The 15882-nt window shown below is 53.9% G+C and carries 10 protein-coding genes and 1 pseudogene; 5 read left to right on the top strand and 6 right to left on the bottom strand.

The features are described from left to right. The first annotated feature begins 5 nt into the window (after positions 1-5). Positions 6-5141, top strand: coding sequence for a conjugative transfer relaxase/helicase TraI (gene traI / locus BBB56_RS21980; protein WP_123803047.1), 5136 nt, complete (start codon positions 6-8; stop codon positions 5139-5141). Positions 5142-5320: 179 nt separating this feature from the next. Here traI and BBB56_RS21975 read toward each other — a convergent pair whose 3' ends face one another. Further along, complete coding sequence (locus tag BBB56_RS21975) at positions 5321-5533, bottom strand: hypothetical protein (protein WP_123803046.1); 213 nt, start codon at positions 5531-5533, stop codon at positions 5321-5323. A gap of 360 nt (positions 5534-5893) precedes the next feature. After that, positions 5894-6688: a coiled-coil domain-containing protein gene (locus BBB56_RS21970; protein WP_123803045.1), complete on the bottom strand. Its 795-nt coding sequence runs from the start codon at positions 6686-6688 to the stop codon at positions 5894-5896. A gap of 525 nt (positions 6689-7213) precedes the next feature. Between BBB56_RS21970 and repA (BBB56_RS23865) the strand changes: the two are divergent. Together repA (BBB56_RS23865) and repA (BBB56_RS21950) are read left to right on the top strand one after the other, a co-directional pair. Beyond that, positions 7214-7468, top strand: a pseudogene (repA, locus tag BBB56_RS23865) (replication regulatory protein RepA). Between the two features lie 283 nt (positions 7469-7751). Then, entirely contained in the window at positions 7752-8684 is a 933-nt protein-coding gene (repA, locus tag BBB56_RS21950; protein ID WP_158673957.1) for a plasmid replication initiator RepA, read from the top strand. Positions 8685-9573: 889 nt separating this feature from the next. Here repA (BBB56_RS21950) and ada read toward each other — a convergent pair. After that, positions 9574-10659, bottom strand: coding sequence for a bifunctional DNA-binding transcriptional regulator/O6-methylguanine-DNA methyltransferase Ada (gene ada, locus BBB56_RS21945; protein WP_199756293.1), 1086 nt, complete (start codon positions 10657-10659; stop codon positions 9574-9576). Positions 10660-11041: 382 nt separating this feature from the next. Between ada and BBB56_RS21940 the strand changes: the two genes are divergently transcribed. Beyond that, positions 11042-11740 (top strand): flavin reductase family protein, encoded by a 699-nt coding sequence (locus tag BBB56_RS21940; RefSeq protein ID WP_123803041.1) that lies wholly within the window; start codon positions 11042-11044, stop codon positions 11738-11740. Positions 11741-12231: 491 nt separating this feature from the next. Continuing rightward, on the top strand, positions 12232-12894 hold the full coding sequence (locus BBB56_RS21935) for an HD domain-containing protein (RefSeq protein ID WP_123803057.1): 663 nt from the start codon (positions 12232-12234) through the stop codon (positions 12892-12894). Here BBB56_RS21935 and BBB56_RS21930 read toward each other — a convergent pair. The 3 genes from BBB56_RS21930 to pyk all read right to left on the bottom strand — a co-directional run. After that, complete coding sequence (locus BBB56_RS21930; protein WP_123803040.1) at positions 12818-13744, bottom strand: AEC family transporter; 927 nt, start codon at positions 13742-13744, stop codon at positions 12818-12820. The genes BBB56_RS21935 and BBB56_RS21930 overlap by 77 nt on opposite strands. A gap of 5 nt (positions 13745-13749) precedes the next feature. Beyond that, a complete protein-coding gene (locus BBB56_RS21925) occupies positions 13750-14484 on the bottom strand; it encodes a TSUP family transporter (protein WP_123803039.1) in 735 nt (244 codons plus the stop codon). Next, positions 14485-15882, bottom strand: a 1398-nt coding sequence (pyk, locus tag BBB56_RS21920; RefSeq protein ID WP_199756292.1) for a pyruvate kinase, incomplete at its 5' end; no start/stop codon positions are given.

The raw sequence follows: 15882 nt of genomic DNA, 5'->3' as shown, positions 1-15882 counted from the left end.
AGGGAATGCTGTCAGTCTCTTCAGTCAAAAACGCCGGCAAAGCCGGCGCTTACTACACCAACGAAGACAACTATTACTTTCTCGGCGAGCAGTCCACGGAGTGGTACGGCACCGGCGCGGAAAATCTGGGTCTTGAGGGCCCGGTTAACCGCGACACCTTTGTCGCGGTGCTGGAAGGCCAGCTGCCGGACGGCACCGACATGCGCCGCATGGAGGGGGGCGTTAACAAACACCGTCCGGGCTATGACCTGACTTTCTCCGCGCCCAAGAGTGTTTCGGTGCTCGCCCTCGTTACCGGCGACACCTTTCTGGTGGACGCGCACAAGGAGGCGGTGCGCCGCACGCTGGACGAGGTTGAGAAACTCGCCACCACGCGCACCATGACCGACGGCATTACGGAAATGGAGAAGACCGGCAACCTGGTGATTGCAACCTTCATGCACGATACCAGCCGCAACCTCGAACCCCAGATGCATACGCACGCCGTGGTCGCTAACGCGACGCTCTCCCAAAACGGCTGGAAAACCCTTTCCACCGACATTAACGGGAAGCAGGGCTTTACCGATGTGGTCTGGAACGAGCAGGTCAGTATTGGCGCGCTCTATCGTGGCCACTTTCGCTCCATCATTGAGCCCGCCGGCTACCAGACCGAGGACACTGGCCCGCGCGGGGAGTGGGACATTACCGGCGTGCCGGTGAAGCCCTTTTCCTCCCGTCGCCAGGACATTCTCGATCTGGTCGGCGACAACGCCACGGCGAAGCAGAAAAGCATGGCCGCGCTCGATTCCCGGCAGGCCAAGCATTTTGAAGACCCGGAGACCCTACGCGAACACTGGCAGACGGTCCTGAAGGATACCGGCTTTGACGTGCAGACGTTCAGGGAGGCGCTGGCAGAGCGCCGCCAGCAGCGTGAAACAGAAAGCGCTGGCGAAGAGAAAAAGGTAGCCACGCCGTCCTTGTTGGACGGCGCGGTACGGGAAGCCATTGAGCGGCTGTCGTCAAAAAGCGTGCGCGTGACCTACGACGACGTGATGACCAGCGTTCTCAATCACGTACCTGTCAGTGAAGGGGTTTACGGGCAGGCCCGGAGCGCCATTGATAACGCCATCGGGCGCGGCCAGCTGATAGCCGTGGACAAAAATCAGACTCTGTTCACCACCGCCGCTCACGTCCGCGACGAGGCGCGACTGTCGCAGCTGGCCGCCGGACTCGCGGAAAAGCGCGGCGGACTGACGGCACCGGCGGACGAACGTGGCGTGCTGGCGCAAGTGGCCGACGCCGATCGCGCGGTGTCACTGATTGACGTGCGCGGCGGCACGCAGTTCATCAGCGACCTGAATCGCAGCATTATGGCAATGGCCAGCGAGAGCAGGCGTCCGCTGATTGTGGTGGTCGCCGACGGCGCGGCGCGTAAGCCTCAGCTGGCGACCTTCGGGGATAAGCCCGGCGTGCAGCTTATGACGGCGGAAGAGATGAAAAGCGCTGAGCTGCCGGCGCGCCCGCTGGTGCTGGTTGCCGAGTCTGAGCGCTTCAACACCTCCGGGCTGCACGACGTGCTGAAGGCGGCGGTGCAGCACGACGGCACCACGCTGGTGACCGACACCCACGCACGGCGCACGGCGGGCTTTGCGTCGGAAGTGCTGAGCGCGGCGGGCGTCAGGCAGTTCACCGCCACGCCGAAGACTGAGAATGTGCGCGTGACGATGGTGCAGAAGGACACGGTAGAGGATCGGCTCAGCGTGGCGGCGCGCTACTACGCACAGGAAAAAGCGCAGGGACGAGTGGTGTCGCTGCAGGCGGGCAACGCGCGCACGCGCGACCAGCTCACGACCCGGACCCGGGAAATCCTCGCCGACGAGGGGCAGCTCGGCCGGGTGCTGGGCGAGGCCACGGTGCGGGTGCCGGTGTGGCTGGACGCCAGCAACCGCAACGACCGCAGCGTCTACCGCGCGGGTATGGTGCTGGAGCATCACGAGGGGCAGGGCCAGAAGTCGGTGTTCACCATCGCCGGCGTCAGCGAACGGCATAACCTGCTGACCCTGAAAGACGAAAAGGGTCAGACGCAGGGCGTGAGCATCAGCAGCATCGACAGCCACTACCGGCTTTACCGGGAGAAAAAGCTGGAGTTGCGGGAGGGCGAGCAGCTGCGCGCCACGGCCGATCTTGGCAGCCGTGCCGTCAGTGGGGAGCGGCTGACCGTTACCGGCGTAAAGGAGGGGCGCTGGCTCTTTAAGGACACCATCACGATGGAGAACGCAAAGGGCGAGCGCATCAGGCTCGACCGCAACGCGCCGCTCTACGCGGACTACGCTTACGCCGAGTCTTTTGGCGCCACGCGCCGCACGGAGGGGAGCGTGGTGGCGGTGCTGGCGGGCAAGGAGGTGAACGACGCGACCGTCAACATGCTGCGCCGCAGCGGCTCGGACGTGATTGCATTTACCCCGCTGGACGAGGCCACCATCGGCCGCCGCCTGGAGGAAAACCGCCCGGTGGTCAGCGTGACGCAGGGCATCAAATCACTCGCCGGACAAAGCGAGCTGACGGACGCCCTGCGCGAGCTGGAGTCCCGGAAGATGTCGCAGCCGGAGCGCGCGATGCGGCTGGCCATCGAGAAAGCCACCGGCACCGACGTGACGTTCACGGGCGTCCGGGCGCTGGCCGGGGTGATTAACACCGACCGCAGCATCACGCCGGCGCGCGCGCAGGAGGAGCTGTCGCGCCTGGTGCAGCGCGGGGAGATTTTTGAACTCAGCGGGGATCAGGGCGCGGCTGGAAATTACATCTCGCGCGAGAACTTTGAGAACGAGGTGTCCATCCTGCGCCACGTCGCTGAAGGCAAAAACAGCGTAAAGCCGCTGCTGGCCGGCGGCCTGAGTGAGGAGAAGGCCGCCGGACTGACGGACGGGCAGCGAGAGGCGGGCAACCTCATTCTGACCACCCGCGACCGCTTTACCGCTATCCAGGGTTACGCCGGGGTAGGGAAAACCACACAGTTTCGCACCGTGGCGGCAGCGCTCACCGCCGCCGAGAACAGGCCAGACATTCGTGGCCTGGCACCGACGCACCGGGCCGTCAGCGAGCTGTCCGAAGCGGGTATTCCGGCGCAGACCATCGCCAGCTTTCTCAGCGAGAGCAGCCAGTGGCAGGCCGCCGGCCAGGCGCGCGACTTTCGCAATACTGTGTTCGTTATCGATGAATCCTCCATGAACGGCAATGCCCAGATGGCCTCCCTGATGAACGTGATCGCCGAAAGCGGGGGACGCGCAGTGCTGAGCGGTGACCGGGACCAGCTGAAGTCGCTGGAGTCCGGCGCGCCATTTGCCCTGGCGCTGGAGCGCAGCGCCGCCGATGTGGCTGTGATGAAGGAGATTGTGCGCCAGATACCGGCTCTGAAACCCGCAGTGGAGGCGGTCATCGCCGGCAACGTGCGCGAGGCGGTGCGCATCTCGGCGGAAACCAGCCCGCTGAGCGTGCCGCGCCAGCCGGATGCGTACGTTCCGGAAAGCAGTGCAATGGACGGCAGCAGTCTGGCGCCAGCAGGGCCCGCAGGCGCAGGCGTGGAGGCCGAAAAACCCGACCTGATCGGTATGATTGCCGATGATTACGTCGGCCGGACGCCGGAGGCGCGAGACAACACACTTATCGTAACGGAGCTCAACGCCGATCGGGAAGCCATAAACAGTGCGGTTCATGAGCGACTTCAGGCGCAGGGCGCGCTGGGTGACGGTGTCACCGTACCGCTCCTGGTGCGCGTGAATAACAGTAACGCCGATCTTGGTCGGCAGACGTTCTGGGAGGCGCAGGCGGGCAATGTGGTGCGCCGGGGCGAGCAGTATTACCGGGTAGGCGAAACCGACGCGGAGAGCGGCGTAGTACGTATGACCGGGCTGGGCGGTTCTGCGGACCGCTGGATTCGTCCCGCCGAGTTACGTAAGGAAGAAGTGGCAGTGTTTCGGGAGGTAGAGCGGGAAATCAGTCCCGGCGAGAAAATTCGCCTGACAACGACGGACCGCGATCGCAATCTGCGCGCCAGCGACACGGGAGTAGTCACCGGCATAACGGAAGAGGGAAAAATCACGCTTGATACCGGCGATCGCCAGCTCTCTTTTGATCCCACCGGGCTGTATGCAGACCGCCACATGGATTACGGCTACGCCGTCACCACCTACAGCTCCCAGGGCGCGTCGGTGAAGTACCTGATTGGCCTGTTTGGTGAGGAGGGCGCGCGCAAAATGATGGCTGCACTGGACAGCACCTACGTGCAGCTTTCGAGGGCAAAAGAGCACGTTCAGACCTACTTCGACAACCTGTCCGGCTGGGCCGCTCGAGTGGAGAGCAAAAGCGGCCGGCGCCAGACGGTGCATGACGTGCTGATGCGGGCGGAGGACGTGCGCGCTGGCCGGGAAATGCAGGCGTGGGACAAAAGTCTGCCTGTATCCGGCACGAGACTGGCGGACCGTGTTGATCAGGACCTGACGGCGGACGCGCGGTTTATGGCCGGAAAAACGCCGGAGATGCTCTGGCCGGTTATTAACGAGCATGGACGGCAACGTGGGAACTGGCACGTCCCGGTGTCGCCCTCAAGCGGGGAGGTGAATTTTTCAGCCGCCCACTATGAAGGGGCAGCGGACGGCAGCCGTATCGTGCTGCAGCGCGGGGAAAAGCGCGGAAAGGTGCTGGAAGCCGCGGACGTCGCGGAGGCGCTCCAGTTGATGAAGGATAACCCGGACAGTCCGGTCGTGTTTTCTGCTGACCACAGTGAACGTTCTGGCGATAAAGGCGTGCCGGCAGAAGCGGCAACGGTCACTTCGGGCGGCGAGGAACTGGACCGCCGCGAAGCCGAGGCGCTGGAAAAAGCCATCAAAGCGGCGCAGGGACAGGAGGAGAAAGAGCCGGAACCTGCTGTGCAGGATGACGCACGAAGCGCGCCGGCTGACAGGGAAAGTGAGCACGAGGCCGCGCTGGCGGCGGCGCTGGAAGAGCTGCTGGAAGAGGAGGCATTTGATTATCGCGACTACGACCTGTCACCGGAGCGGGAGGACCGCACCGCAATGATGAACGATGAAGTCAACGTGATGCGCCACGAACGCAGCGAACCCGAGCCGGAGTTTGGCCATAAACCTCAAAAAAACCTGGAGTAGGCCCTATGTCATTACTGCTTATTGCGGCCACCGTGGCCGTTTCCCTGATGATGCTGATGGTTTGACTGCCTGAGTTAAGGGCAGAAGGCGCACTGCTTCGCCGCTGGAGTAAGGGAGGCGGCGAGCCTCGCTGCAGTGAGGCCGTACAGAGCGTGGTGGAGGGCTTCATTAAGGATTTTTCAGCTACGCACCGCCTGACGGAAGCCGAAACGACGCGCATCCGGGAGATGAAAACTCGCCCGGCCATGATGCCGGTGACCCTGCTGCTGCACCCGCAGCTGATGACGCGGGAAAAAGGACGCTTTAGGCGCGGGCGAAACCTTACGGCCGTGTTTGTGGCGACAGGCGTAAGCGCGCTTATCATGCCGCCGCTGGCCGGTATGGCCATGCACAACATGAGCCTGTGGCTGCTGCCCTTTCTGAACACAGCGATGTTTTTGCCGGCCTGCAGCTGCTGCGCTATGCGTATTCCGACCTGGGCCTGCTGAACGTGCTGGTAACCGGCAAGACAGACTGAACAAACGGCCTGCCGCCCTGCGACTGGCCAGTCCCTCGCGTCCAGGATTGAAAAACCTGCTCGCTCATGCCCCCCGGAGGACCCTCATGAAGTCATTATTCTGCCGCTGCTCCTGAGCAGCCTGGCGCTGCTGTAGTCTGCGAGACCATGCCGACGCCGCGCCAGTATCGTTTTTAATCCGAAGAAAGGGAAGAAACGTTCATTAAAAAACTTACTAACAATACTTGAACCAACCTTATGCTAAAGGCGGTGCCGATGGAGTTTTTCTCTTGGCTGCATATTCTAATGCTTCTTTTATCAGCTCAGGCGAAAGATATAAATCTGCAGGTTTATCAACCATTGCCTTTGATATATTAGTTCCAAACGTATCAGTCATCTGATTATACCAGCGCTCTGCATCTGATAAATCTTCCTCTGAAAAAAGCTCAGCAATATGTTCGGCAGTAACAGTGGCATCTGATTCTGAAAGAAACCTTATATCACGCAGTTGGTTCAAAAGCTTGTTGGCTTTTAATGCGACACCCCAAATTGCTTGTTCACTTGGTTGGATTTTTGATTTAAGTTTTTTTAGCTCGGTTTTCAGAGAGTCAACTTGGATTTCAAGTGATGCTTTCTCTTCATTAAGAAATTCTATTTTTTTATCTATCGCTAACTTCTTGGCTCTTTGACTTGAAATTTGAGTGCTGAGCTCTGCTCTCGCTTTTTCTTGACCTACTTCAGAAAGCGCAGAAAACTTAGATGTAATGGTTACTACGAATGCATTGACAGCAGGAATAGCAATGGATAACAAGAAGCCCGCAATTATTGGCGATATAAGATATTGTATATAAAGATTTTCTTGTCCGTAAATCGCCTGAATCCTTTGCTCAATTGTGGCTTTTGACATGAATAGAAGTGCGATGTTTGACCAGTTGAATGCAAGCCAGGAAGTAACCAGGTAGGCAGTAAAGGCCCCGCTAAAGCGGTTGATAACTGCTTCTTTAGCTGATTGCGCAGCTTCCTTTACTGTATCATTTAATTCATTAGACATAACCGCCCCTAACTTCCCAATGGATTTTTGTAAAAGCTCCCAATACTTCTCTGAACAGGATGTTATTCGTAAGAGGTTAAAATATCAATAAAGGATAGTGTTTTTTTAAAACATGGAGGCTAAAAAACGAACGTCAGCACCAGGTGATTTAAAGTCATTGTACTTATAACGTCAAGGTCAGGGGGTTAGAGCTTGTTTTCTGTTTATTAAATAAGGATGGGTATAAAGGGGGGCAATAAAATAAAATCTGACATTTTAAACTGGCTGAATTTTATCGATTTTTAGGATATATTAAATTTTAATATTTTTAATGCATGCGATTTTGTTAGGGTTTAATGAGTTACGCTGATTGTTTCTCTCATAGATAGCATAGGGCAATATTAATGCTGTTTAAAAAAATCCGTAATTTTTCGTAATGTCACAAAAATCTGTTCGCCAAAATCAGTAAAGCATCGCTATTAAGGCATATTGCTGAAATGGCTTATGGTATGCTGCGGGAAGTCCTATTTTTAGCAGGGTACGAGCATGAGCCCCCGTGATTCAGTAACATCAGCTCCGGAAAAGAAACGCACCCGTAGCCGGCAGAATCCCACGCCTGACAATGAGCGTGCAAAAGCTTATCAGGCACGAAAACGGGAAACTCATAAAGAGTTAAAAGTCTTTATCAGAGTAGAGGTTTAACAGGCATTGATAAAACTCTGCGAAGCTGATGGCCTGACCCAGGCAGAAGTTCTTGAACGTCTTATTGAGAACGAAACCAAGCGTATGAATAACTCGTGAAGGATTCACTTTATTGTTAATGCTTCAGCAGGTGATAGATTACGGATAGTTGAGAGTTTATGGCTGGCCACGCCGCAAAGTGGCAGGGATCTGAAGCGGTAGTACCAAATCAGAAAAGAAAAAACCCCGATAATCTTTCGAGTTTGGCGACGCGAGTAAGATTACCGGGGTCCTAGAGAACCGCATAGAACGATTGCCCTATGCGGGGAGTATAGAATTATGCCCGGAAAAAGACAATTCGTTCTGTGCGTACTCCTGCTGTGCAATTTAAGCGCAGGGCGGGGTGGTTAAGCTCATCTCATCTCAACAGGCTATCCGGCCTGATAATCGCCACCGTGGCGATCACTCAACTGCCTGCAAATGCTCTAATCCAGAGTGGTTTGCACCAGCAGGTTACCGGCGTCTTCCCGGACAGATGGGGCACGCTATGAGCCGACTCGTGGTTAAGGACAAACGTACCGGTAAAATGACACTGCGTCAACGCATGTCACGCCATCCCTATTTTGTGCAGCTTCGCGAAGCTGCAGGACGTAAACGTGATTTTCGGCCCGAAAAACAGGCGCTGTATGACGCCCTTTGGCCGCTGTGTGTCCAGCGTGCGGATCTTGCCACCTCTGTTGTGACTTTTAATGGCAGCAAGCTGGCCGATGAACTGAGCCCGAAAAATGAAAACGGCGATGTCATTCCGGAAACGCGCGTAGAGCCCAGCAGGTTGTCTCGCCTGTTTGAAGAGTGGGAGCGCTACGGCCTGATTGAACGACCGGATCTGGAAATGGACCCCGTGACCGGCTACTGCATGCCGCGCCATATCGTGCTGACTGACCGGTTCTGGCAGCTGTGCGGCATCAACATGGACAAGTTTCTGGCGGAGCGAAATGAACGCCTCGCCGCAGAGGCTGACGGCATTATTGAGCCGGGAACACACGCCTCTGTTCGTGCCGCGCGCCGGCGCTGGTATGAAAATATGCGCATGGCCACGCTGATTAGTCGCCGGGATAAAGCGTCCAGGCAGAAGCGGCGCAAGCGGCTCAGTAAACTGCCGGTCGATGACAGACGTAACGCAATGGCCAAGCTGCTGCGTGCGCGTCCGATCCAGGAGTGGAAAACGCTTCCCCCGGAGGACTTTGATCGCCTGATCTGGAAATGTCTGCGCCAGCTGGAGCTGGGGCTCGACTATGAACCCGTACTGCGCGAAATCCCCGATATAGTCCACTGACTCGCCCGCACGTTTTTAACCGCCTTGACTGGCGGTAAAGTCGTTTGTGCTGTGCTTCAAACGCCCATTCCTGCGCCGGCATTTTCCCGGCATGTACACGAATTATAGCCGCAAACCGCGTGCCGTTTTTTTTAACCACAGTTACCCGCAATCAACATCAGAAAATTACCGGCAATTACAATCAGCGCTACGCGCAATACAGTCCTGACTTACGTCAGAAAGAATAATCAAAATAATAAATAAGGTTTTCATGCAGGCATCTGACGAAGATAAATTTAATGCCTTCGCTTGCAGCGGCCGCAGGCGTCCGCGCCGCTCAGAACCTGAAATAGCTCTCGCCGACAGGCGGGGGGCAACACATATTAGTTACATCATCCGTTAATGCTTCCATTTAACCCCCATCCGAGCCGGACCTGAACCCCCGTGCCCCTCTCCGGCAAACCCCCGGCACCGGACCTGAAGCCCGGTTGCCCCCACTGACCAGCCCCGGCCGCCCGGCCCGGAGGGCCGGAACAGCAGTGCTGATAAATGGGTGCTGTAACTAATAGTTTGGCTGTCGCTTTAGATGGTGCCGCGGGGGCTTTCTTTCGTCTGCGACCGTCTGGCTTCAGTGCGCCTGAAAGGCCGCTGCTTTAACGGCGTCTGGCAGGGCGTAGTTGGATTCGCGCGATATAGCGTAAGGAAACAGCTGCGCCCTGCTAACGGCGCCGTCCAGGTGCAGAGTGATATGTGGCACCAAATGGCGCCTTCATGCCGCTACGCGCAGACTCCAATAAGTGGGGCATTTCTGAAGAACTTAATATCCGATTTGGGCCATAGGCGGACATCATTAATTAAGTTTATATTATTGAAATATATAATTATTTCTTATTTATTTTATCTTTCCTGTTTATGAAATGGGATTTACACCCTCAAAATTCGCTTCGCGATGTAGAAGTTCGCGTTTGCGGTCTACGCCCCAGCGATAGCCAGCCAGAGCGCCATTGCGTCGCACAACGCGGTGGCAAGGAATGGCCACGGCAATGTGATTGTTAGCGCAGGCCTTCGCTACTGCGCGCACGGCTTTCGGCGAGCCAATGCGCTCGGCGATCTCAGCGTAACTCACCGTCGTGCCCGGGGGAATCTGGCGAAGGGCCCGCCAGACCCGTTCCTGAAAAGCCGTTCCCTGAACATCCAGCGGCAAATGCAGGCCCAACGCAGGCGCTTCGACGAAGCCAACTACCTGGGCAATCAACTGTTCAAATTCACCATCGCAACCGATGAGTTCGGCCTTTGAGAATTGGTCTTGCAGGTCGCACACCAGCTTGTCTGGGTCATCGCCCATTAAAATTGCACAAATGCCACGCTGGCTTTGAGCCACCAAAATGGCACCCAGTGAGCATTCACCTACAGCGAAACGGATGACAGCGCCAGCACCACTAGCCCGGTAGTCGCGTGCACGCATACCCAGCAACTGCTCTGAGGTTTCGTAGAAACGACTGTTGGAATTGAACCCGCTATCGTAGATCGCTTCGGTGATGGACGCGTCCGGGCTGTTCAGTTCTTCCCGCAACTTGCGAGCACGATAGGCCGAGCTATACATCTTGGGCGTCAGTCCCGTTTCGGCCCTGAAGAGGCGATGGAAGTGGAACGCGCTTATACCCAACTCGGCCGCCAAATCATCCAGTGAGGGCGGCGTCTCAGAGATCTCTATAAGGCGACAGGCACGCACCACTACTGCGGCGCGTTCAGCATTGACTTTGTCGCTGCGAGCGCGTCGACTGGAGCGGTAGCCTGCTGACTCGGCAGCGGCTGCCGTATCGAAAAACTCTACATTCTCACGCCTGGGCAAACGCGTCTTCGAACTCGGATGGCAGTAAATACCTGTCGTTCGCACTGCGTAAACGAATTGATTATCAGCAGCGGCATCACGCGTCAGCACAGCTGCCCAGCGGGCATCTTCGGTTTCGTATGCAAAAGGGGTTTTCATGGTCATTACCTGTCATCTTGGTTCACAAGGCCAGACTAATCAGGTTTGCTTTCACAAACACTCCGATTCTTGCGCCCCATTTTATTAACCGCGCGGGCATCACAGATAGACAGTATTCACTGTCTGGAATGGATTACATGCCTCGTTAGCTAATCATAATAAAGCTGGCCACTGGCCGTACTATAAGCAGCATACCTTCAGTTGCCGTGACAAAGAGGAGCGGATGCAATCGCATCAAATAGTGGCTTCCTCGTTCAAAGCTGAGCATAGGTATCAGAATTTGCTTACAGGGGATTTCAGATCATTTTTCATTTATGGAGCAAGAAACGGAGTTTGCTACAGGTCGCCCGATTTCATGATGGCTACCTTACATACAAAAGGAGACCAGATGAACATTCCACATGTAGCGATTGAACCTTCAATCCTTTATTTTGGCACACCCGTTGTCCTTATCAGTACGCAAAATGAGGACGGTACAGCAAACCTTGCACCGATGTCATCTGCCTGGTGGCTGGGGTGGAGGTGTATGCTTGGCCTGCAAACCGCATCACAAACGCCCCAGAATATGATTCGTACAGGGCAGTGCGTGTTAAATCTGGCATCACCGGAACAAGCAGGCGCGGTGAACAGGCTGGCTCGCTTAACGGGCACGAAAAAAATACCGGAACTGAAGCAACGACTAGGTTATGCATACGAGCCACGAAAGTTCGAAGTAGCTGGGCTAACCCCCATTCCATCAGAGACGGTGACTGCACCGCGCGTGCTGGAATGTCTTATTCAACTGGAAGCTGTTGTCGCGGCTCGTCACGGTATAATGGATGACGATCCTCAGGTGGCGGGCTTGATATCAGCCTTCGAAGTGCGCATAACCCGCGTACACGTACATCCAGGCTTGCTTATGGAGGGATACGAGAACCGGATCGATCCAGCCAAATGGCAGCCACTTATCATGAATTTTCAAAAGCTTTATGGGGTTTCAAGCACTGAGATTGTGTCATCTCGTCTCGCGGAGATTGAGGAAAGGCTCTATCGCATGCCTGATGTTGACCGTGCACGTGAAGCGATATCCAAACCATCAACTGACTAAACAATAACTTTTACCTTATAGAGAGCTAAAAATCAGAAATGTATGTGCTAATTGCGCGATGCAAAGTAGCCTGACTTCGTGTTAGCAAATTCAGAAAAAAATCGCCGGATTAGCAGCAGTCAACTTCAGTAACGTTCGCTTTTCGTTCACATTGATAACGGTCTACGCAAAGGCAGAAGCGAACCTTACGAACCTTGCAATTATCAACGTGTGTGAATCAGTTGTAGCAGATTAGTTTGGCCACCTTAGTATTAACAGCACTTCCAGAGTAAGAAGATAACCTAAACATGCGGCGGTGTCGGCAGAGCAAAAGCCCGCCCTCGGTTTGCCGGCTAAAGATTTTTTATGTGAGGGGAGCTTAGAAATTCATCGCGGGCACGTAAAAATCACCCTGTAATCGGAAATAAGTTATAGCGTTATGAACTCAATCTTTTTTCTTTAATCCATTAGAATTTCATCTAAATTCATCTCAATCCTTCACGATAAAAATGATGAAACTTAGTGAACGTGCAAAACTTTTTGCGACGTTGCATCATGAAAATGCAGGTCAGAAAAGAAAATTTACAGGCGAGCCTTACATCGTTCATCCAGCAGCGGTCGTGGCTTTGCTTGAAAGCATTAATCCAACAGAAGAAATGAGGGCGGCTGCATGGCTGCACGACATTGTGGAAGATACGGATGTCACGCTCAGGGAGATTGAATTGCGTTTCGGTTCGCTGGTGGGACAGTACGTCGAAATGCTGACAGATGTCAGAACCCGCCGTACAGGCGGCGAACGTATAGACCGTAAAAACGGAAATCTTCTTCACAGCGCTCAGGCCAGTGCAGAAGCAAAATCCATTAAGCTGTGCGATCTTATTGATAATGCCTGTAGTGTTGTGGAGCTGGATCCGGCCTTTGCCTGCAATTATCTACTGGAAATGAAAAGGCTTTTAACGGTTTTAAATGCCGGACACCCGCTTCTGTACGCTCGCGCCCAGGCTGTATGCGAGGACGGGCTTGCCCTGCTACATAGGCAGCAGGGAAGCGACGAGTGGTTTAAAACTCTCTGGGAATACTATGAGCAGCATACTCCTCTCAGTTCGGTGGCAAGGTTGTCAGGAACAGAACAACCGGGATCGTTACGGAAGCCAGTACCGTCTGAATTGAAATAATTCCAGCCGAAAGGCGATAGTCTCCACCCAGGAGCTTTGACATGATGTAGGCCGACGGTGTGCAGGGAAGCGCATTAAAAAGAACGACTGTCGCCAGTACCGGGCCACTGATACCTGACCACCAGCCTATGAGAAGCGTGATTACGGGTACAAATAACAGTTTCACAAACGTGGACTGCAGAACAGCCCCATGAGAAGTTCGCGCAGCTGTGAGATCCAGACCAGCCCCAACAGCAAGTAACCCCAGAGGCAAAGACGCCCCCCCCAGGATGTGAAGAATGTCAGTCAAAAGGTGAGGAAGAGTCAGATGGCTGATATTAAAAAGCAGACCAGCGACGACAGAAATAATGACCGGATTCTTAACAAGCGCCCTCACAATTTGTGAGCGGGCTGGCCTGGTTCCCTGCCCGTAATACATCAACACAATAATTGAAGCAACATTAAGTAAAGGGATCGCAACAGCGATGCTGATTGAAGTTACTGTAAGCCCGGTACTGCCATATGTGGCCGCTGCGGCTGCAACGCCAATGTAAGTATTAGGGCGTAAAGCGCCCTGGACAACAGAAGAGAATACCGGGCCAGACTGTCGGCTAAGTCCTCGCCACGCCCACAAAGAAAAGGCTCCCAGCGCTACGGCACCCAGTACAGACCAGGCGATAGGTTTTACAGGGAATTCCTCCAGATTCGCCGTAGCAACCTGTAAAAACATCAGAGCGGGGAAGAGCCAGAAATAATTCAACTTTTCACAGGGTAACCAAAACTGTATGTCAATTAGATTTCGCGCACGAAGCATGTATCCCATAGCTATTAAAAACATAACAGGTATGAGGGCCAGCAAGGTTGTTATCATAGCTGTCAGATATATCCCTTAGTTAAGACGACTATTCCATACACTGCGATAAATGCAGTGAGCAGGATTTCATAGACGGGAGCGCTGGTTCGTCGGAAGAGCAAATTCCCTATAACCCAGTACACCAGCAGGGCAACAGGAGCAGTCATAAAACCCAAGATGGACAAAGACTGGGGTTTAAGGATAGCAAGCGTGCCTAACTGGATAACACCAAACATCAGGTAGTAACGTGACACGATGGTGCGTATGGCCGTTTTTTCATACTGAGTTGAAGATGCATAGAGGGCCAGTAATGCTCCACCCATATTGGTCAATCCGTGCACCGCTCCCATCAGCAGAACAAAAAGATGCTGGTTTGTAACAAGAGTGCGACTTATAAAACGTCTGAAACGTTCGCTTAGCCTGACTGCTGCCGAGAAAACCATTACAAGGCCTATCAGTAAATCAAGGTTAATTTTTATGTCAGACAGAAGTAAAGCGCTAAGGCAGATAACAACTAAAACGGCGCATACAAACATATTAATGGCTTCTCTTTCCCCCCTACCCAGAGAGCGTCCAGTGTACGCCTGAGTAAAAGAAATAAGGACAGATGACGGCAACAACAAGCCTAACACCATAGAGAAATCATATCCCAGCAACAGGAGAGTGGGCGTGCCAAAAACCAGGATCCCCATGCCAAAGAGGGACTGGATTATTGCAAACACAAGAACGGCTGGCAGGAAAAGATATTCATGAACCATTCAGGCAACCTCAGCTTCAACAGAAATGTGCAGGTTATGCTGAAGCCAGGTATTTACATGGACAGTCTGAATGATATTTCCATCAAGACTGATGATGTCCTGCTGAGCTGAAAGAATGACGATATAATCGTTTTTATTAACATGGCCACTTTTTATTAAAAACTCCAGAAGCTGGCTTCGCCCAGTCCAGTCGAATGTGTATTCACTGTCTGTAGCAATACTCTCTACATTTGGCAAAAGATTCCAGCTTCGGGCCAGTTCTGAGTGAAAGCCAAGAGCCAGCACAGGCAAACCAGTTCCTGACATTGCAGCGATGCGCACGCTGTAACCCGTACGTGAGAGTACAACAAGGCGCGTCAGAGGAAGCGCCTCTGCAAGCGCGCGAATGGTATGCCTGATATCACTGTCGCTGGACATTCGAACAGGATGAGAAGGTGTATTTCGCTCAGCCGACGCAAGTGCAGCGATCCGGCTGATACGGCTGACAGCCTCAACGGGATAACGTCCTACTGCGGTTTCACCTGAAAGCATGACGGCTGAAGCTCCGTCCAGAACTGCATTCGTGATGTCGCTGACTTCAGCCTTAGTAGGCAATGGATTTTCAATCATACTGTGAAGCATTTCAGTCGCAACGATAGTAGGTTTACCAGCGCGCGATGCTTCTTCAAGGATTTGTTTTTGATAAAGCGTGACGTGATCGATTGATGTTTCTACCGCCAGATCTCCCCTGTCAATCATAATGACGTCCGCCGCGTCTACAATCTCGGCCAGATGCCTAATACCGCCGCTGTTTTCTACTTTTGCCACAATACGGGGCACAGGTGCAGCAATTAGAGCGCGAATGGCTTCAACGTGTTCGCGGCTCTCGACAAAACTAATGCCTATATAATCAACGCCAATTTCTTTGGCAAAATTAATCATGGCGCGATCTTTATCGGTGACAAGAGACTGGCCGAGATCTATCCCGGGAACGTTAATTCCTTTACGGCTCCGTAGTGTGCCATCCATGTTTGCTCGCAGATAAATATCCTGCCCCTGGATTTTATCTACGACAAAAGACAATGTCCCATCATCGGCAAAAACCCCGTCTCCGGTCGACAGCTTTTCATGCAGACGGTCATATCCGACCGGCACCTTCTCCCTGCCGTCATGGCTGATGTCAGTGGTAAGAATAATAATATCGCCACTTTTAAACGAAGGCTCATGCACAAGTTGAAGTGTTCGAATTTTCCGGCCGGGAATATCCAGTAGAACGGGGACATCGGGTACCGTTTTCCGAAGAAGTTTTACCGTTTGGGCATGCCATTCAGGTTTGTTATGAGAGCCATTAAGACGGGCAACGGACATGCCTGATCTATGGAGTTTTCTTAACATTTCTTCATTGTCAGAAGCCGGGCC

The organism is Candidatus Pantoea deserta (assembly GCF_003813865.1).
In the GTDB taxonomy this organism is placed as follows: domain Bacteria; phylum Pseudomonadota; class Gammaproteobacteria; order Enterobacterales; family Enterobacteriaceae; genus Pantoea; species Pantoea deserta.
The sequence above is the reverse complement of the archived record's forward strand: the minus strand, read 5'-3'. Positions and strand labels throughout refer to the sequence as shown.

Bases quoted from the DNA above. Each gene is read 5' to 3' on its own strand.
- BBB56_RS21970 (WP_123803045.1), bottom strand. From the start codon at position 6,688: ATGTCTAATGAATTAAATGATACAGTAAAGGAAGCTGCGCAATCAGCT.
- BBB56_RS21940 (WP_123803041.1), top strand. From the start codon at position 11,042: ATGAACATTCCACATGTAGCGATTGAACCTTCAATCCTTTATTTTGGC.
- BBB56_RS21925 (WP_123803039.1), bottom strand. From the start codon at position 14,484: ATGGTTCATGAATATCTTTTCCTGCCAGCCGTTCTTGTGTTTGCAATA.
- traI (WP_123803047.1), top strand. From the start codon at position 6: ATGCTGTCAGTCTCTTCAGTCAAAAACGCCGGCAAAGCCGGCGCTTAC.
- BBB56_RS21930 (WP_123803040.1), bottom strand. From the start codon at position 13,744: ATGATAACAACCTTGCTGGCCCTCATACCTGTTATGTTTTTAATAGCT.
- BBB56_RS21935 (WP_123803057.1), top strand. From the start codon at position 12,232: ATGAAACTTAGTGAACGTGCAAAACTTTTTGCGACGTTGCATCATGAA.
- ada (WP_199756293.1), bottom strand. From the start codon at position 10,659: ATGACCATGAAAACCCCTTTTGCATACGAAACCGAAGATGCCCGCTGG.